This is a genomic window from Thalassospira sp. MIT1004 (assembly GCF_001858545.1).
In the GTDB taxonomy this organism is placed as follows: Bacteria; Pseudomonadota; Alphaproteobacteria; order Rhodospirillales; family Thalassospiraceae; genus Thalassospira; species Thalassospira xiamenensis.
Window position 1 is genome coordinate 67,064 of the sequence record NZ_MCAO01000043.1, and the last position, 18,919, is coordinate 85,982.

Annotated in this window: 18 protein-coding genes; 3 read left to right on the top strand and 15 right to left on the bottom strand. The window is 54.1% G+C overall.

Going from position 1 to position 18,919, the window contains the following annotated elements:
* Positions 1–2: 2 nt before the first annotated feature.
* From BC440_RS16365 to kdgD, 7 genes are all read right to left on the bottom strand, one after another.
* Complete coding sequence (locus tag BC440_RS16365) at positions 3–1,055, bottom strand: FecR domain-containing protein (RefSeq protein WP_247643596.1); 1,053 nt, start codon at positions 1,053–1,055, stop codon at positions 3–5.
* A 75-nt stretch (positions 1,056–1,130) separates the two neighbouring features.
* Complete coding sequence (locus BC440_RS16370) at positions 1,131–1,655, bottom strand: sigma-70 family RNA polymerase sigma factor (RefSeq protein WP_071240597.1); 525 nt, start codon at positions 1,653–1,655, stop codon at positions 1,131–1,133.
* Positions 1,656–1,794: 139 nt separating this feature from the next.
* The gene (locus BC440_RS16375) at positions 1,795–2,589 is read right to left on the bottom strand and encodes an NAD(P)-dependent oxidoreductase (RefSeq protein WP_071240598.1); all 795 of its coding nucleotides are present in this window, start codon (positions 2,587–2,589) and stop codon (positions 1,795–1,797) included.
* A gap of 33 nt (positions 2,590–2,622) precedes the next feature.
* Positions 2,623–3,912, bottom strand: a complete 1,290-nt coding sequence (locus BC440_RS16380; protein ID WP_007091572.1) for a TRAP transporter large permease — start codon at positions 3,910–3,912, stop codon at positions 2,623–2,625.
* Complete coding sequence (locus tag BC440_RS16385) at positions 3,913–4,458, bottom strand: TRAP transporter small permease (protein ID WP_071240599.1); 546 nt, start codon at positions 4,456–4,458, stop codon at positions 3,913–3,915.
* A 94-nt stretch (positions 4,459–4,552) separates the two neighbouring features.
* Positions 4,553–5,545, bottom strand: coding sequence for a TRAP transporter substrate-binding protein (locus BC440_RS16390; protein ID WP_007091574.1), 993 nt, complete (start codon positions 5,543–5,545; stop codon positions 4,553–4,555).
* Positions 5,546–5,747: 202 nt separating this feature from the next.
* Complete coding sequence (gene kdgD / locus BC440_RS16395; protein ID WP_071240600.1) at positions 5,748–6,674, bottom strand: 5-dehydro-4-deoxyglucarate dehydratase; 927 nt, start codon at positions 6,672–6,674, stop codon at positions 5,748–5,750.
* 289 nt (positions 6,675–6,963) lie between these two features.
* Here kdgD and BC440_RS16400 point away from each other — a divergent pair, with 289 nt between their 5' ends.
* Positions 6,964–7,728 (top strand): fumarylacetoacetate hydrolase family protein, encoded by a 765-nt coding sequence (locus tag BC440_RS16400; RefSeq protein WP_071240601.1) that lies wholly within the window; start codon positions 6,964–6,966, stop codon positions 7,726–7,728.
* Between the two features lie 65 nt (positions 7,729–7,793).
* On the opposite strand, the gene BC440_RS16405 is transcribed toward BC440_RS16400, so the two are convergent.
* From BC440_RS16405 to BC440_RS16415, 3 genes are all read right to left on the bottom strand, one after another.
* A complete protein-coding gene (locus BC440_RS16405) occupies positions 7,794–8,696 on the bottom strand; it encodes an SMP-30/gluconolactonase/LRE family protein (protein ID WP_071240602.1) in 903 nt (300 codons plus the stop codon).
* A 124-nt stretch (positions 8,697–8,820) separates the two neighbouring features.
* Positions 8,821–9,537, bottom strand: coding sequence for a FadR/GntR family transcriptional regulator (locus BC440_RS16410; RefSeq protein ID WP_071240603.1), 717 nt, complete (start codon positions 9,535–9,537; stop codon positions 8,821–8,823).
* Between the two features lie 85 nt (positions 9,538–9,622).
* Complete coding sequence (locus tag BC440_RS16415; protein WP_071240604.1) at positions 9,623–10,606, bottom strand: hypothetical protein; 984 nt, start codon at positions 10,604–10,606, stop codon at positions 9,623–9,625.
* 133 nt (positions 10,607–10,739) lie between these two features.
* On the opposite strand from BC440_RS16415, the gene BC440_RS16420 reads away from it, so the two are divergent.
* The gene (locus tag BC440_RS16420) at positions 10,740–11,471 is read left to right on the top strand and encodes a FadR/GntR family transcriptional regulator (RefSeq protein ID WP_007091580.1); all 732 of its coding nucleotides are present in this window, start codon (positions 10,740–10,742) and stop codon (positions 11,469–11,471) included.
* 7 nt (positions 11,472–11,478) lie between these two features.
* Here the strand turns inward: BC440_RS16420 and BC440_RS16425 are convergent, their stop codons facing one another.
* Positions 11,479–12,213: an HAD family phosphatase gene (locus tag BC440_RS16425; RefSeq protein WP_083379400.1), complete on the bottom strand. Its 735-nt coding sequence runs from the start codon at positions 12,211–12,213 to the stop codon at positions 11,479–11,481.
* A gap of 222 nt (positions 12,214–12,435) precedes the next feature.
* Between BC440_RS16425 and BC440_RS16430 the strand changes: the two genes are divergently transcribed.
* Positions 12,436–14,025, top strand: a complete 1,590-nt coding sequence (locus tag BC440_RS16430; protein ID WP_071240605.1) for an FGGY-family carbohydrate kinase — start codon at positions 12,436–12,438, stop codon at positions 14,023–14,025.
* Positions 14,026–14,085: 60 nt separating this feature from the next.
* Here BC440_RS16430 and BC440_RS16435 read toward each other — a convergent pair whose 3' ends face one another.
* From BC440_RS16435 to BC440_RS16450, 4 genes are all read right to left on the bottom strand, one after another.
* On the bottom strand, positions 14,086–14,928 hold the full coding sequence (locus tag BC440_RS16435; protein WP_071240606.1) for a fumarylacetoacetate hydrolase family protein: 843 nt from the start codon (positions 14,926–14,928) through the stop codon (positions 14,086–14,088).
* Positions 14,929–15,065: 137 nt separating this feature from the next.
* On the bottom strand, positions 15,066–15,761 hold the full coding sequence (locus BC440_RS16440) for a dienelactone hydrolase family protein (RefSeq protein ID WP_071240607.1): 696 nt from the start codon (positions 15,759–15,761) through the stop codon (positions 15,066–15,068).
* A gap of 112 nt (positions 15,762–15,873) precedes the next feature.
* The gene (locus BC440_RS16445; protein WP_071240608.1) at positions 15,874–18,039 is read right to left on the bottom strand and encodes a dihydroxy-acid dehydratase; all 2,166 of its coding nucleotides are present in this window, start codon (positions 18,037–18,039) and stop codon (positions 15,874–15,876) included.
* A gap of 64 nt (positions 18,040–18,103) precedes the next feature.
* Positions 18,104–18,865, bottom strand: coding sequence for an SDR family NAD(P)-dependent oxidoreductase (locus tag BC440_RS16450; RefSeq protein WP_071240609.1), 762 nt, complete (start codon positions 18,863–18,865; stop codon positions 18,104–18,106).
* Positions 18,866–18,919: the final 54 nt, after the last annotated feature.

An 18,919-nucleotide genomic window follows, 5' to 3' on the forward strand; every position in this document is an offset into this window, starting at 1 on the left:
GTTTATTTTTTTGAAATCAGATGAAAACCACCCGGATAGGCCTTATTTTCAAGGTCATAGGCTGCCATCAGAGCATTCATCGCACTGTCGGGTTTTGCCAGATCGAAATTTCCGGTAACGAAAATATCGCCCATACGCGGATCAAGGATAAAGTTCTGCCCCGGCAAAAGCGGCGAAATCCGTGCGATCAATTCCTCAAGCGACATCTCGTTAACCATCCAGCGACCATTCCGCCATCCGGCAATGCGATCCACATCGCGCGTACCATAACGCATGTCACCCGTTGGCAACTGCCACGCGGCACGCCCGGCGGAAAGCTTTGCCAAACGTATGTTGCCGTCACTCTGGCGCAGATCGACCAAACCTTCGCTGACTTCCACCCGGGCGAGCCCCCCCCATTTCGAAGCCACAAAGGCGGTGCCGACGGCCTGGGCGGTAATATCATTCAGACGAACCCGTAAAGGCCGGGATTTGTCAGGAGCAACTTCAATATAAATGCCACCTTCAAGAACCGTAATATCGCGCCCGGTATCATCATATTTGACCGCAAGCCGTGTTCCCGGTTCCATCCAGACCCGTGAACCATCTGTCAGTTCGTGAATTTCGCGGACCGCGCTGGCATCGTTGGCTGCGATCAGATCTGGATCGCGACGAAGCCCGCCCAGCACAAACAGACCAGCGAGGACCAATCCGATAGCTGCCGCCAGCTTCGGCCGAAACCGGCGTTTGCCGGATCGCATTCCCGGCAATCGCCCCTGCCCGCCTTCAAGTGCGCCAAGACGTTCAAGATCGGCGCGGATGCCGTCAAGATCGACGGGTTGTCTTTCAGTGTTTTCCTGCGCTGGTCGCGGACTATCCGTTACGGCTATTTCCATGCTGCGCCATGTCTGGCGTGCCCGCATCAAAAGCCGCACATTGCCTGAATTTTCAGCCTGCCAGTTCTCAAAAGCCATCTGCTCACATCGATCCAGATCCCCCTGGTCAAGTCGGATTGCCCAAAAATCGGCAATGTCTTCATTGCTTTGGCAGTCGTCGGGATAGCGAAACTCTGTCATGGCAATGGCGGGATCCGGCAATTGATCGAATAGCTTGATATGTAAAAGACGAATGGCAACGCACAAAGAGGATATTCAGTTTTCATATCGCGCCAGCACCGTTCGACAATGTTTAAGAGCATGACGCAAGTGTTTTTCGACCATATTGCGACTGATGCCAAGGGCTTCTGCGGCCTCCGCCGGGCTGAGATGATCGCGCTTGCACAACAGGAAAACATCCCGGCAGCGCGGCGGCAATCCATCAATCGCCCGACCGACAATAGCGATACGTTGCCGGTCTGCACTTATTTGTTCTGGTGTCACACTATCCCCAATTGCATCGGGTATATCGGCAAGGTCGGCGGGATCGGTAAAATCAAGCGGATTTCGATTGCGACGGCGCAGCGTATCAATCGCCAGATTGGTTGCCATTCGCATCAGATAGGCAGGCGGATTGTCAACTTCGCGCGGGTCGACGGCACGTTTGCGAAGTTGGATATAAAGGTCTTGCAACACATCATGGCTTTCTTCGCCAGCGGGCAGATATTTCTGCACCTGACGCAACAGGCGCCCGTGGTATTGTTGATATATCCCATCCCAGAAACGGTCCCTGACCGTCATGTCTCTCACCGGCTTAGTCAGTAATGATAACGGTTATCATTTTCATCAATGCTTATACAGCGCACGGTTTCAGGGTCAATCCCAAAAGCAAAAGGCCCGCTTGCGCAGACCTTTGACTTTAAAGTGAGCGGTGATTTGATCAGTCTTCAAAGTGGCCTTTGGCAGCAAAACCACCACCCTGATAGATCACAGCCGGGTCGTGACGGTCTTCGATCGGGAAGGCTGCCTCGATTTCTGCGCGGAATATCTCGGAACTATCCTGAGGCTGCCAGCCGATCAGTTCGGCATGGTCGTTGCTCCACCATTTGGTGCGGTTGTTTGAAACCCCATACATCACCAGATGGCCGGTCATCGGTGCATCAAACACTGCCTTCATCAGGGAAATGAAGTCACGCGGGCTCATCCAGGTCGACAACATCCGGCGATCGCGCGGCTTTTCAAAACATGACCCGATACGAAGCGAGACGGTTTCAACATCGAACTTGTCGAAATAGTAACTCGCCAAGGCCTCGCCGTAGCATTTGGTGACGCCATACAGACTGTCAGGGCGCAGTTCGGATTTGTCATCAAGCTTGGTCGTGCGCTTGTGGAACCCGATGGCGTGGTTCGAACTGGCAAACAGGATGCGTGGTTTGCCGTTTTTGCGGGCACCTTCATACAGGTTATAGGTGCCAAGGAAATTGGCCTGCAGCAGGTCATCAAATGCAGCTTCGACCGAAATCCCGCCCAGATGAATGATCCCGTCGCAATCCTTGGTCAATTCATGAACAGCCGAACGATCCGAAAGATCGCACGGCACGACTTCCTCGCCCGGACCAGCCGGATCCATCAGCGCGATATCCGAAAGGCGCAGCACATCGGCATAGCCTTTCAGCCCCTCACGCAGGATTTTCCCAAGGTTGCCAGCAGCACCGGTAATCAGCAAACGTTTCATTGTCTTCCTCTTTGAAGTCATCTTGCCCCGCGATCAGCCACCACCAAACACAAGGTTCGGCAACGTCAGCGAAATCGCAGGCACATAGGTTGTCAGCATAAGCGCCGTCAGGATCGCCAGATAAAACGGCCAGATCGTCATGACGGCCTTTTCAATCTTCACCCCGCCAATCGCACAACCGACAAACAGGCAGGAACCCACCGGCGGCGTACAAAGGCCAAGGCCCAAATTCATCATCAAAACCATGCCAAACTGGATCGGATCCATGCCAAATTGGGTCGCCAGCGGCAGGAAGATCGGCGTACAGATCAGGATCAATGCCGCCATATCCATGATCATGCCCGCCACCAGCAACATAAGATTGATCAGCAACAGAACCATGATCGGATTATCGGTGATCGATGTAATCGCATGGGCCAGTGCATCGGGCACCTGATAGAAGGCCAGCATATAGCCATAGGCCGATGCACACCCGACCAGCAACATGACAAGAGCCGTCGTTTTAGCCGATTGCTTGACCGCAGCAACAAAGCCCGCCCAATTGAGTTCACGATAAACAATCCCGGTAATGATTAACGCATAAGCCACGCCAATCGCACCGGATTCTGTCACGGTAAAGATACCGCTCAGAACGCCGCCGACGATAATGACCGCCGTGAAAAATCCGGGGATGGCACGAATGGCCGTAACCCCGACAACGCGCCATCCCGGAAACGGAACCGACGGGTAACCGTGTTTTATCGCTACCAGCCACGTGGCAAGCCCAAGCAACAGACACATGATGATACCCGGCACCAGACCGGCCATGAACAGCTTGGAAATCGAAATCCCGCCGCCGGCCGCGACAGCATACAGGATCATGTTATGGCTGGGCGGGATCATGATACCCGCAATCGACGAGGTCACCGTGACGTTGACCGCATAATCCGCACGGTAGCCTTCCTTTTTCATCACCGGAATAAGGATCGAGCCAAGCGCGGAGGTATCGGCAACAGCAGACCCGGAAATGCCGCCAAACAGCATCGATGAAAATACGTTTACAATGCCAAGTCCGCCACGGCGGCTGCCGACAAGGGCGGTTGCGAACTGCACCAGCCGGTTGGCGATCCCGCCATGCAGCATCAGTTCACCGGCAAAGATAAAGAACGGAATGGCCAGAAGCGAAAAGGCACTGATCCCCGAACCGATGCGCTGAAATGCGATCAGGGTTGGCAGACCTTCGAAGAAGAAAGTCGCAAGGGCAGCAACGCCAAGTGCAAGGGCAACGGGCATACCAATGACAATGCCAATGGCAAACAGGCCCAAAAGAATGGTCATGCCCATTTATTCGGTGTCCTTATCAAGCAATTCGTCACTGTAAAAGCGGCTTTGTGCGATGGTGTTCCAGCCACTGAGGATTTTAAGGATATGGACAACGCTGTAAAAAGCGATGCCTGCCCCGCAGGCCATCATAGGGATCGACCGCATGCCATCGGGAATGTGAATGATCGGCATTTTCTTGGCCCAGTTAAAGACAACAAGATCATATCCGCCGATAAACATGTAATAGCCAAACACCACCATTGCGGCATAGCTGATCAGGGCCATGAACGCCGCCGCCTTGGGCGGCAATGCATCGCGGAAAAACGATACCGAAAGATGGCTGTTGTCGCGGATACAGGCGGCCGCAACCGGAAAGGTGATCAGAACGATCAGGATCAGAGAAAGCTGCTCGACCCAGGTCGGGGTTTCATTGAGCACATAGCGCCCGAAAACCAGCCAGGCAAAAGCGGGAATAAGCGCCACCAGCGCAATTCCGCCGATCAGATTAAGGATTTTGGCAAGTCTGCCACCCAAACGGTCAAGCATCCCGGTGAGTTGAGAAAACATTCGCACGCCGCCAGAAATGGATTAACGAAAAAGACTGGATACAAGCGTAAAGAAGGGCGGCGAGAATGTCGCCGCCCTTCCATGGCTTGATCAATTATTTCTGGGCGTCCTGGATCGCCTTGACCAGACCGGCCAGATCCGGGTTGGCTTTGATGAAGTTGTCATAGACAGGCTTCATCGCATCCTGGAACGCGGCCTTGTCAGCGATTTCGTTCACTTCGATACCGGCAGCAACAACTTTCTCTTTGGACTGTTCTGCACGTTCTGCCCAGGCAGCGCGCTGAACCTTGACCGACTCATCGGCTGCTTCCTGAAGGATTTTCTTTTCGTCATCCGACAGACCGTCATACAGCGCCTTGTTGACGCACAGGCATTCCGGAAGGATCAGGTGCTGGGTCACGGAATAGTATTTCGCCGCTTCGAAATGGCCAGAGCTGTCATAAGACGGATAGTTATTTTCTGCACCGTCGATCACACCGGTTTTCAGCGACTGGTAAACTTCGCCATACGGCATCGGGGTTGCGTTACCGCCAAGGGCACCAACCATCTGTACATACAGATCGTTGCTCATCACGCGGAATTTAAGCCCCTTGAGGTCTTCTGGCGTGTTGATCGGGTGCTTGGTGTTATAGAAGGAACGCGCACCTGAATCGTACCAGCCAAGTGCCTGAAGGCCCGCATTTGCAAGGCCGTCTGCGATCTGCTGACCTGCCGGACCATCCATGACGTCATGCATGGCATCGACGTTTTTAAAGATGAAAGGCAGCGAAACAACGTTGGCTTCGGGTGCGACTTCACCCAACGGGCCAAGGTTGAAAACAGCCCAGTCCAGACCGCCAAGGCGAACCTGCTGGATGGCATCGGGCTGATCGCCCAGAACGCCGCCGTGATAAACCTTGGCTTCAAGGTTTCCACCGGATTTTTCATTGATCAGGCGGGCGAATTCCTCCATCCCGGTCGAAACAGGATAGTCTGCCGGATGGATATTCCAGCCGCGCCATTCACGTGCTTGCGCACCGGCAACAAAAGCGACCGACATCGCCGCTGCGGCAAGTGTCAGCGTCGTGGTTTTCATAAACTTGTTCATTGATATTCCTCCCGTGACTTTATGTCGTTTAACGTTAAAGTCTTGTTTTCCCTGATGGGACCAGTTGTTGTCAGAAAATCTTACATCTTGTTACTTGTAACAACAAGTAATGGTTTTTCTGACAACCGAATTTTGCGCGCCATTTGCTTTTGCAGCGTCGCAGAGGTAGTCCCGGCAGAAGCCACCTGCCGGTTCGTGCAGCTTAGGCGACCTTCAATACGTCCTCGCCGAACGCCTTGCAGATAACTTCAGCCAGCATGTCATGTTCTTCTGCACTCAGATCAGTAAGCGGGCTGCGCACCGGGCCGGTATCGCGCCCGATAACCCGCATGCCGGCCTTGACGATTGATACGGCATAACCTGTGCCGCGATCACGGACCGCCAGATACGGATAGAAGAATTCGGTCAGGATGCGGTTCATCGTTGCATCGTCGTCATTCGTCAACGCGTCATAGAATTCCAACGCCTGCTTGGGCAGAAAGTTGAATATTGCCGACGAATAGGTGGTCACACCCGCCGCCTTATAAGCCTTGGCAAAAACTTCGGCCGTCGGCATGCCACCGATATAGGAAAGACGATCGCCCATCGTAACACAAACGCGCGTGACCAGTTCGATATCGCCGTGACCATCCTTGAAACCGACAAGGTTCGGGCATTCATCACACAATTTAGAAAGCGTTTCGGCAGACAGGATCGCATTGTCGCGGTTGTAAACAATCACACCAATCTTGACCGCATTGCAGACCGCCTTGACGCGTTCATACAGACCTTCCTGCTTGGCACCGATCAGATATTGCGGCAGCAAAAGCAGGCCATCGGCACCGGCTTTTTCGCATTCACGGGCCAGTTCGACGGCCATGGCGGTGCCATAACCGCAACCGGCAATGATCGGAGTGTTGCCTGCGACTTCCTTGGCGACACGCACGGTCTGAACGACTTCCGCCGGAGTCAGAGAGAAAAACTCCCCAGTGCCACCAGCCGCAAACAGGGCTGCTGCCGGAAATTGCGCCAGCCAGCCGACATGCGTGCGGTAGGTATCCATATCCAGCGAACCATCCGCCCTGAACGGAGTGACCGGGAAAGACAGAAGACCGGCACCAATTGCCGTTTTCAGATCCTGATAATGCATAAAACGTCCTTCAATTCACAAGTCAGCGACATAACCTATGATGATTCTATAAATTCATCATATCATTGTGTCAATCATATTACTTAGCGACTTTAGTATGGGTGTAAAACCGCCACTTTCCGGGATTATTCACCGTTATCGCCTTTATCGAAAATCATCATACAAACGCAGCCTACATCAAAAAGATACGACTCCCGGAAATTGATATGATGACTTCATCCAAATGCTCCGCTAGGCTGCTGAGAACGCCACGAAAAAAACTCCAAAAACAGAAGGATAGGCACAGGGAATGACCGACATCACCAAGGCAAGCCGAATTCTGGCCGATGCTTTCACCCAAAACATTCTGATTGATCCCCTGCCCGACGGTGCCAACCCGACCGACTTCGAAACGGCGTACGAGGTTCAGCAGGCAACCCTTGCCCTGACAGGTGCAAAACAAACCGGCTGGAAGCTCTCGGTGGCAACACGTGCCGCACAGGCGGGGCTTGGGCTTGACGGGCCGTTGATCGGGCCGCTGCTTGATGGCCGGATCATTGCCGACGGAGCCACCATCACCACAAATGATGTCCATTTCCCGAATATCGAGGCCGAGATTGCCGTGGTCATGGCGAGCACTCCTGGTGCCAATGCTACCGCCAAAGCGATCCTTGATCACATCAAAAGCGTGCATCTGGCGATAGAGATCGCAGATCGCCGGTTTACCCAAAAACAGGGGCCGGTCTCGACATTGGCCGATTTGAATTCCACCGGCTATCTGGTGCTTGGCCCGGAAATTGCCGATTGGCGCGATATGACGTTTCTGAATGGCCCGGTAGAAACACGGTCCGATGACAAGGTTCTGGCGCAAAACAGCGACCCCGCCGCATGGCCTGATCCGTTTGGCGGATTGGCCTATCTGGTGCGGTTCCTCGCCAAACGCGGTCAGCACTTAAAAGCAGGCGATGTCATCACCACCGGGGCCTGCGCCCCGCCGACCTTGACCAAACATGGCCGTATCGAAGCGATTTTTGAAGGTGTCGGCATCGTGCGCGCCGAAATCAAAACCACCTGAAAACGTACAGAAAATGGCAAAGGGGCCTTGCGCTGCAAACCGCACGGCCCTTTTGTTTTCAGTATCTATACATCTTCGCGGAACCGGTTGACCGGCACCCCCGCGACATCGACACGCAGCATGACAAGTTTGCCCGCATCCGGGAATTCGGCGCGTTTATCAGCCGGGTAATTTTCCATGTGACTGGTGACATAAAGCGTTTTCATATCCACCCCGCCAAAGCACGGCATGGTCGGATTTGGCATCGGCATATCAATTGATAGCAACAAGGTACCATCAGGGGAAAACCGGTTCAGTTTGCCCGCCGAAACGCCTGCACTCCAATAACAGCCTTCCATGTCAACCGCCGCACCATCCGGGCGTCCGACCGTGTCGTTAAGGTCAAGGAAAAGCTCGCAATTACTGATCGCGCCGGTCTTGGCATCAAAATCCCAGCGATTGACCCAAGGCCCACGAGAATCCGAATGATACATAATGCGACCATCGGGCGACCATGCCAGACCGTTGGAAATCTTGATCCCGCCGACCTTGTGTTCGACTTCCCCCGATCCGGTCACGCGATAAAGCGATGCCACAGGCTGCTTGTCGGCATTCTGATCCATGGTGCCGACCCAGAATGCCCCGTCCGGGCCGATTTTGCCGTCGTTAGTGCGGCTCATGTCATTATCGCCTTCGACCGCGGCAAGCTTTTCGCGCACCCCGGTTTTCGGATCAAACAGGATAATGTCACTTTTCAGCGCCACGACCAGACGCCCCTGATCGGTCAGACCGAAACAGCCGACTTCGCTTTCAAATGACCAGCTATGGCGCTGCCCGGTTTCGATATCAAGCGCATGGATTTTCTGACCGATGATATCGGCCCAGTAAAGGCGGTTATTGTCGCCGTCCCAGTTCGGGCATTCGCCCAGTTCAAACCGTTCCTCCAGCAGAATGCGGGGCTGCTGTACGGCTGAAATATCACCTGACATGATCCGTTCCTGTATTCTTTCCGACGCAATTCGTCATATGACTTGTGTGCAGGCGCACAGGGGCACTTGTCAACAAATTTGCGTGGAAACTTTACAGGATGTTCTGTGCGTGGAAGTCGCGACGTTACATATCACGCGCATGGTCGGTTACCCGCTGGCGGGCTTGATGCAGGTGATAGCGCATCAGCAATTCCGCGCTTTCGCCGTCCTGTCCACTGATCGCGTCATAAATCTGACGATGTTCCAAAAGAACCTTTTTTACCCTTTCGGCCGATCCGGTGCGCGTGATGTTCAAGGCGACATTCATGGTTTTGGCAATCACGCCATGTAGGGACGTCAGCATGGTGACAAAGATATCATTGCCGCTGGCGCGTGCGATTGACATGTGGAATTCAAAATCCGCCTGATCGGCTATATCACCGGCTGCAATGCCTTCTTCAAGCATCTTAAGCGCACGTTCGATGTCGCGATGATGACGCAGTGTGGCGCGTTCGGCGGCCATGCGCGCGGTTGCCCCCTCGATCGCAATGCGGGCTTCAAAACAGCGCAGTAACCCGGCCACATCATTGATCCCGCCAAACTCGATCAACCCTTGTGGTGGTCGTTTCTTGACGAATGATCCAACGCCCTGACGGGCATAGACCAACCCGTCAGACTGCAATTTGCGCAGGGCTTCGCGCACCACGGGTCGCGACACACCAAAGGACGCACATATTTCATTTTCAGAGGGCAGCTTGGCCCCTTCGGACAGATTGCCCGATACAATCTGCTCAAGTATCTGCCCGTAAAGCTGATCCGCAAGCTTTTCACGCTTCTGGATTTTAAGTTGCAAGCCGGTCATTTCCCCAATCCCCGTCAACTTGTCATCTTGTCATTCTTACTTGTAAGTTTTATCGGCAAATACTTGCAGGGTAAAGGGGAAGCAATCAGTCGACGAGTGAATAATCGCGCCTGCCAATCTGTTTTTCATCCTGATCGACAAGACCATGACCCGATCCGGTCAAAAGGCTTGGCGTCAGCGTCATGACACCCGAAAGCGTATCATTATAGCCCAGCACCCTGACATCGCCGAATTCCTTGAAATCGGGACGATTATGGACGTTTGGCACATGCGATACCGGTTCGACACAAAATGTCTGGCCGTTGTCCGGGATATAGAATTGCAGGTTCGCCAACGTATCGCTGGCTTCCAGAAGCAGGCTTAACTGCCGGTCTGCCCAGACCATCGTCGCCTGTTTGTTCCAGCCGATATAATGAATATCCAGCCCCTTGTGATGGCGGATCATTTTTCCATCGGCAAAATCGCGACCAAGATCGATCACCGTGCGCGTAGTGGGTAACTTGCCTTCGTCCGTTCCGAAACAGTCGGTCGCAACAAACTGTACCCACGCACTTTCGCCGCCAGGGAACCATGGATGCAACCCGATCCCGTATGGCATCGGGTCCTTGCCAAGATGGCGCACACCGATTTCGATTGAAATGGTATCGTTTGCGACCTTGATCTGCTGCCAGGCGACATAACAAAAACCGGTCTGCGGATCATCATGTTTGTGATTGAACCGCATGGTATCAACCGTTGGACGTTCGATCTCCCAGATACTTGAAATACCAAATCCGTGAATGGCATGCGGGTCCGGCGCCCGATTTGCCGGAACATTGATGGTTTTGCCATCGAATTCGAACTGGGCATAACCCAGCCGGTTGGCAAAGGGTACCATCGGAAAACATCCAAGATGCGAAGGGTTGCCCGATGTCAGGGAATAATCGTCAACCGGACGCAACAGGTTGACCACCCCGTTACCGTCGGGACGCACCCAGTCGATGCGCGAAACGGCCCCGCCCCGTGGGACAATTCCGACCCTGAACGGGCCACTGTTCCAGCGATATTCCGGTTCGGCCGATTTGGCCATTGTCGTCGCCTCATCACTATATCAAAATCATATGATGACTTTCCGTCACCAACATCGTAGGACTATTTCAGGATGTTAAATTCATCATTATTAACATCTGGTTCCGATCATAGCGGTTTTGCAGAGCAAGAAAATGAGCAACAACTCCGCGCAGAACGCGCCACGAAAAGTTTCGCTGACCGAAAAGGTCATTGCAAGCCTGCGTCACGAAATTGAAAGCGGCATGCGCACGCCCGGCAGCAAACTTCCGACCGAGCCGGTTTTGACTGAACAGTTCGGAGTCAGCCGCACGGTGGTCCGCGAAGCCATTGCGGCCCTTAAGGCCGATGGCCTGCTCGAACCGCGCCAAGGAGCAGGCGTGTTTGTGCTGGCTCCCAATCCGCGCAAACTAGGCAGTACGATCTTTGCCGTCGATTCCGCGCAGATTTCCGATGTCCTGGAAATTCTTGAACTGCGCATGGCCGTCGAGATCGAGGCCGCCGGTCTTGCCTGTGCACGAAGCTCTGCCGCACAGCAGGCCAAAATATACGAAGCCCTGCAGGAAATGACCGACTGCTTTGAACGCGGCAATCCGACCGAAAAGGCCGATTTCGAATTCCATCGCGCGATTGCCGATGCGACCAATAACCGGCGTTATGTCGAGTTTCTCGAACATCTGGGCGATAAAACCATCCCGCGCGCGCAATTGCGCCGCCGCCCTCCCGAGGTCGAAGACCAGAAAAACTATATGCAGAAAATTCTGGCCGAACATCATCGCATCTTTGATGCAATTGCATCGCGTGATGCCGAAACGGCCCGCACCGCAATGCGCGAACATCTCAGCCAAAGTCAGGCCCGCTATCAAAGCCTGCTGCGGCAGCGCTAGGCAGACTCTAGCTCTGCTCGATCAGGGTGACGATATCACGCATGTCATCGAAAACAATATCGGCCCCGGCGTCATAAAGCCGGGTCGATGCATCTTCACGCTGCCCGGCATAATGCCCGCCCCCGATATAACCGATGCAGGTCATGCCTGCTGCCACGGCGGCCTTCACCCCGGCAATCGAATCCTCGATCACGATTGCCTGATCCGGACGAAACCCCATTTTATCAGCGGCATATAAAAACAGATCCGGTGCCGGTTTACCGTTCAGGACGAAATCGGCACTGTAAATATCGGTTCCGAACCAATGGCCCAGTCCCGTCACCTTCATTGTCCGTTCAAGCCGCTGCACCGAACTGCTTGATGAAATGCAAAACGCGATCTTGCGTTTTTTAAGCGCGGCAAGGACCGTATCGATTGCGTCTGTTTTCCGAAGTTCAACGTCATAGCGGGCAAACAGGCGCTCATAAAAGAACGGCTTGAATTCGAGGGCGATGTCACGTCCGGTTTCAAGGCGGATATGTTCGATCGGGGCGGCACTTGATCGCCCGGTAAAGCGTGCTGCAACTTCTGCTAGACTTAGCGGTGCACCGTAATGATCAAGCACATCGACAAGTGTCGCCAAGGAGATCGGTTCGCTGTCGACCAGGACACCGTCACAATCAAAAAGAACGACACCCTTACCGGTCATGATCGGTGCCAGTGTCTGGGTACGGGCGTTATCTTGGACATTTCCGGGGGCCATGTTGAACCTGGCTTCATTGGGTTTGATGACAAAAGCCTATACAAATGCGAATATCACCGTCAACCAAAATGAGCATTTGACCAAATGATGCACTTTTGCTCAATTACGCATCATGTAAATTTATTGCGGACAAAAAGATACGCGGAAATCGCTTGAAATCAGGGTCGGATTTGCGCTCAAAACGCATCACACTACCAATCGGCCCCGCGGGAGGAAGATCAAATGAGCCCTACAGATAAGTTCATCATCGGTGTGGATGTTGGCACCGGAAGCGCACGCGCAGGCGTGTTTAGCGCCGATGGAAATTTGCTTGGCAGCGCTGCCCATGCCATCGCCATGAACAAGCCAAAACCTGATTTTGTCGAACAGGACTCGGAAAATATCTGGCAATCGGTTTGCCAGTCGGTTCGCGATGCGCTGGCAAAATCAAATATTGCCGCCGATCAGGTCGCAGCCATCGGATTTGATGCCACCTGTTCGCTCGTGATCCGCGATACCGATAACCGTCCGCTTGGCGTAACACCGGGTGGTGCGGATAACTGGGATGTTATTGTCTGGATGGATCACCGTGCCATCCGCGAAGCCGAAGAATGCACCAAAACCGGCGCCAAGGTGCTAGAATATATCGGCGGCACCATGTCCCCCGAAATGGAATTGCCCAAACTGATGTGGCTGAAACGCCATCATCGTCAGAACTGGGATAAAATGGGCGCGGCATATGACCTTGCCGATTTCCTGTCTTTCCGCGCAACCGGCAGCAACGACCGGTCCTGCTGCACGATCACCTGTAAATGGACTTATCTGGCTCACCAGAAATATCCTTGGGATCGCGCGTTTCTTGATCAGATCGGCCTGGAAGATTTCCCTGCCAAGGCCGGAATTGACCGCAAGGCATTGGGTGTTGGTGATCTGATCGGCAATCTGTCAGATCGGGGGGCCGCCGAACTTGGCCTGACCACCGATTGCGTCGTGGGGGCAGGCTTGATTGATGCTCATGCAGGTGCCCTTGGTACGCTTGGCGAATATCTGGATGGCAATCTTGATGAACGCTTTGCCATGATTGCCGGAACATCCACTTGCCATATGGCTCTATCCTCCGAACCGCGTTTCATTAAAGGTGTCTGGGGGCCCTATTTCGGGGCGATTGCGCCGGGTCTTTGGCTCAACGAAGGCGGTCAGTCTGCAACCGGTGCGCTGCTTGATCATATCGTGGCGATGCATCCGTTTTCGCATGACATGGGCCGTGATGCGCACAAGCTTGCAGGGGAAAAACTTTTGCCCCGGATGATGGAAACACCCGATCTTGCGCCCCGACTGCATGTTCTGCCCGATTTTCATGGCAATCGGTCGCCACTTGCCGACTCAGAAGCACTCGGCGTGATTTCAGGTCTCAGCCTTGATCAAAGCGAGGAAAGCTTCCTTGACCTTTACTGGGCAACTGCCTGCGCGATTGCCTATGGCACACGCCATATCATCGATGCGCTGAACGCGACGGGTTATGACATCAAACACATCCATCTCAGCGGCGGACACACCGCAAGCCCGCTTCTGGTCAAGCTTTATGCCGATGTTACCGGATGCAATGTCGTGATGTCCGATTGCGCCGAACCGGTCCTACTGGGTTCCGCCATGCTTGGTGCTGCGGCCCTTGATCCCGAAGGCGGTCTTGCCCTTGCATCGCGCCGGATGGCTGGCAAGGAAACCATCCTCGCCCCGGACCAAACCGCAAAGGACGCCCATGATCGGCGCTATGCCATTTTTCACAAGCTTCATGCCCACCGGCAGGAACTTGATGCCATGGCCGTAGGCTGATTCATCAAAAAAGCCCCGCAACATACACTGCGGGGCTTTTCATTTTGTTCACAAGCCTCATCAGGCCTGAACGGTTTTCTGACGCTGGCTTCCCAGCCCTTCAACACCAAGTTGCATGATATCTCCGGGTTTCAGGAAGCGTTGCGGCGTCATGCCCATGCCAACACCGGGCGGGGTGCCAGTCGTGATGATGTCGCCCGGCTGCAGGGTCATGAATTTCGACAGATAGCTGATCAGATGGGCAACGCCGTAAACCATGGTTGCCGTGCTGCCATTCTGAACGCGTTCGCCGTTCAGCTCCAGCCAAAGGCGAAGGTTCTGTGGGTTGGCAATCTCGTCCCGCGTCACCAGCCACGGGCCAATCGGGCCGAAAGTATCGTGGCTTTTGCCCTTTACCCATTGTCCGGCATATTCAAGCTGAAACGCGCGCTCAGACACATCATTGACCACGCAATAACCGGCAACATGGGCAAGCGCCTCCGCCTCGGTCACATATTTGGCTTGCTTGCCGATCACGATGCCCAGCTCAACCTCCCAGTCAGATTTTTCCGACCCACGCGGGATTTCGATATCATCATTCGGGCCGCAAACCGCCGATGTTGCCTTGAAAAAGATGATCGGCTCGGGCGGCACCTGCATGCCCGCCTCGGCGGCATGATCGGAATAGTTCAAACCGATGCAAATGAACTTGCCCGGTTTGGCAATACAGGCACCAATTCGCGGATTGCCCGAAACTGCCGGAAGGTTTTTGGGATCAAGGGCTGCGATTTTGGCAAAGGTCGCATCGGAAATGGTATCGGGATTAAAATCCTCGATCACCGCTGAAAGATCGCGGATTACACCATCCGGATCAAGAAGCCCGGGCTTTTCCGCACCGGCAGCTCCAAAACGCAGAAGTTTCATTTACTTATTCCTCCCATGATCGGTTTATTTGCATTCCTCATACAAATAAACCATCCCTTGGTCCAGCAACGATCATTGATCTTGTAAATTAAAAGGGCCGCAGATTTGCGGCCCTCGTTGGGATCACGTTGTGACGATCACACAAGATTGGCTTGGAAAAACTCGGCCGTCCGCGCATTGGCGGTTTCTGCATCCTTCTCGTCGTAATGCGCCCCGCCCTTGCGCGCAAACGCATGATCGCGACCGGGATAGAAATGAAGCTCGGTCAACGGATGGTCATCAAGCGCATCCTTGATAACGGCCTGTGCATCGGCGGGGATATATTCATCATTCCCGGCCAAGTGAATGATCACCGGCTGTTTTATCTTCCCGGCTTCGCCGACATAATTGTTCATGCCGCCGCCGTAATAGACTGCAAAGGCATCGCCATCGGTGCGCGTCGCCGACAGGAAGGTCAAAAGGCCGCCAAGGCAGAAACCGACAACACCTGCCTTACCATTTGCACCATCAATCTTGCGTGCTGCCGTCAGGGTTGCCGCAATATCCTCGACGCCTTTATCGACATTGAATGCCTGATAATAGCCAAATGCCTGTTTCCATTCTTCTTCGGTCTTGTCGGTGATTTCGATCCCCGGCTCGATCCGCCAGAACAGATCAGGACAAACCGCGATATAGCCCTGTTTGGCATAATCATCGGCAATTCCGCGCATGACGGCATTCACACCAAAGATTTCCTGAATAACCACCACCACCGGTGCCGGTAATTTGGTCGGCATGGCGACATAGGCATCGAAATTTCCGTCCGGCGTCTGCACGGTCAGCTTGCTGGTCATGATGATCCTCCTTGTCGATATCGGATTTTCCGGCGACGCCGGTTCTTTCCCTGATGAGGTATTGGATCATACTGATTTCGCAAGGGCGTAGTAGAAATCCCTGCCCCTCAGATCAGTTTCGCCACGGATTGACCGCACGACGATCCACCACACCGGGGACAATCCCGCGTGCCGCGTTCGATACATGATCCATCACATTGCTGGCCGCGATATCGAATTGACGCGCGATCATGCGTTTTTGCCGTTCGGCAAATAATGGCGCACGATCGTCCAGATCAACCGGGCTTCCGGCCGTTTCGGTGCCTGCAAGGAACGCATCGCGATCCAGCCAATCAAGCGTATTTTTGGTCAGATCAAGACGCAACACATCACCATCACGCAAATGACCGATACCGCCCCCCACGAATGCCTCTGGCACCATATGGCCGATACATGCCCCCTTGGTCACGCCGGAATAACGACCATCGGTGATCAGCATGCTGGATGCTTCAAGGATGCGATGGTGGCGCAGATTCTGTGAAGGTGAAAACATTTCCGGCATGCCATAGGCTTCCGGCCCCTGCCCGCCAATCACAAAGGCAAAGGACAAATGCCCCTGTGCCAGCATGTCCTTGGGCGCATCCATATCAACCCGGTTGCCGCCATTGCGCCGGACCACGGCAGCAATCAGTTCTTCGTCCACGCCATCGGTTTCAATCAAACGCGTCACCAGATCGGGCGAGGCAAAATCAGCGTTACAGACATGCTCGTTTTCGTAATAACGCACGATGAAAACGTGATTGTCGAAATGTTCGATCAGTTGGTCACTCATGCCCGATGTCTTGACCGCACAATTTTCAAAGAAGCTGCCGGTCAGAACATCCACGCCGGACCGCTTGCGTACAGGGGTCGCCCGGATAACCGATTTATCGCCAAGTGACAGATCGACGGGGTTTTCAAGATTGGCAATCCGTTCGCCCCATGTTTTGCCAAGAACCGTCGGCGCATCCAGATCCATCGCCACACCAAGATCGGCCAAAACGCGATAGATACTCTCCATACCACGATTTTTGCCTTCGGCCATTTGCTGGGCCAGAACAAAGGTATCGCGATTTTCCGTCAGGCTATGGGCGAAGATTTCCGGCACCGGTGTTTTAAGACGCACATCCTGATAATCATCAATCGTCACGTCAAACCCGGCATAGCGCATCATAAAGGGCAAATGCAGCAGCATGTTGCTGCTTGACCCCGTGGCATTATGAATACGCACGAAATTGGCAAAGTTGCGTTTCAACAGATTGCTGATCGCATATTCGGGTTTGTTGAAGACCCCAAACAGCGCATCAATCCCGGCCGCCACTGCTGCATAGGGCGGCACATCGGTAAGCAATTCCAGTTCGGGCGGTGTCAGGCCAAAGGCTGCCAGCATGGTCCGCGATGAATTGCCCGTGCCGTTAAAGGCGCAAATTCCCCCCTTGGAATCACAGGTCGCCCCGGCAAGCTCATCAAGAACCCGGCGTTCCATCTTGCAATCGATAATGCCCAATAACCGCGCCCGGTCCAGCAATCCGGCAAAGGCTTCGTCAGACGTGCATTGCAGGATATAGCGCATGTTTTCTCGAATATCCGAACCAAGGTCATCATGCCCCGCCCGGTCCGCATCATCGGCAATTTTATCCAGCAACCGGCGCGTCCCATCTGGGATTTCCCCGCCCTTCAGAACGTGGGACGGGGCGAACACCGCCCAGACCGGGGCCTGATCACCACGATATTTGCGTGCCTGATCGGCGGCCGCCAAACCGGCCACTACCGCGGCGGGGGATTTGTCGCACCCGGCAATGACATAAGCCGCATGATAACTGTGACCTTCAAAGGTGATATTGACCGCAGCAGCCGTGTGGTTGCGCGACGCCAGGGAATAGCTTTGGCCGATATTATTCTGTGCGGTGCCATCGCAAATCACCGGCACATGAAACAGGAACGGCACCCCACCCATTTCCCATATGCGAATTGCCGCCATCAAAGCCTGTGGCCGATCCAGCAAATGTGCCGGATGATCCGGGGCCCCGCCAATAATCGCAATGCGTGGCCGGTTTTCCACCAAACGCCCGACCACATCGCGGATTTCGGGCACATCGAATTTCCGGTCGCTGGCAACAACCGGGTTTTCATTCACCGCATCACGCAATAGTCGCACAACCGTAATCGGCTGATTGGCCAGTCCCTGAATACAGTCGCGATAGGGATTGGCTTTTTCGTCGATGGTAATGGCATTAGGGATGGATCGGGATTGGAGCATGATGGACTCTGACTGCGGGAAACGGGACGAAATGGTGCGAATTTACTTGATTGGTGGCAGACTATCAGACAAGCCCGCCATCGACGATAAAGCTTTGTGACGAGCACGCCGATGATACGTCGGATGCTAGGAAAAGAACCATCTGCGCAACATCATCCCCGACCAGACGGCGCTTGACGCATTGCTGCTGCTGAATGCGTTCTTCGTCTTGCGGACTGATCCAAAGATCAAGCTGCCGCTGGGTAATGATACAGCCCGGAATGACCGTATTGACCCGAATGCCATCCGCCCCCCAATCCCTCGCCAGTGCGCGCGTCATGCCAACCACTCCTGCCTTAGCGGTTTCATAACCGACCAGATCGGGCAACCCCATCAAGTAACTTACCGAACTGAAATTAATGATGCTGCCACGGCCCTTTTCGGCCATGCCCTTTGCCACGGCACGCGAACAGAAAAACTGATGTGACAGATTGACATCAAGCTTCTCACGCCATTCATCCGGCCCGGTTTCTTCTGGACTGTGGCGGTCATCGCGGGCGGCATTATTGACCAGCACATCAATCACACCGATTTTCGATGCCATTTCGGTAACGGCCTTGGGAATCCGAACCTGATCACGCAGATCAAGCGACATATAATGCGGGCGCACGCCCAGATCGTTTTCGATTTCGGCACACAGTTTTTCCGCGGCAGCATCATCGATATCAAAAAAGCCGACCCGCGCACCCTGCGCACAAAAGGCCCGGACGATAGACGCCCCGATGCCCGACGCGCCACCGGTCACCAGAACCGATTTGCCCTTTATGTCGTGATAACTCGCTGTCATGACGTTCCCTGACTTGTTTTCATCTTTTATTTTTCACTATCAAATTAAATGCTG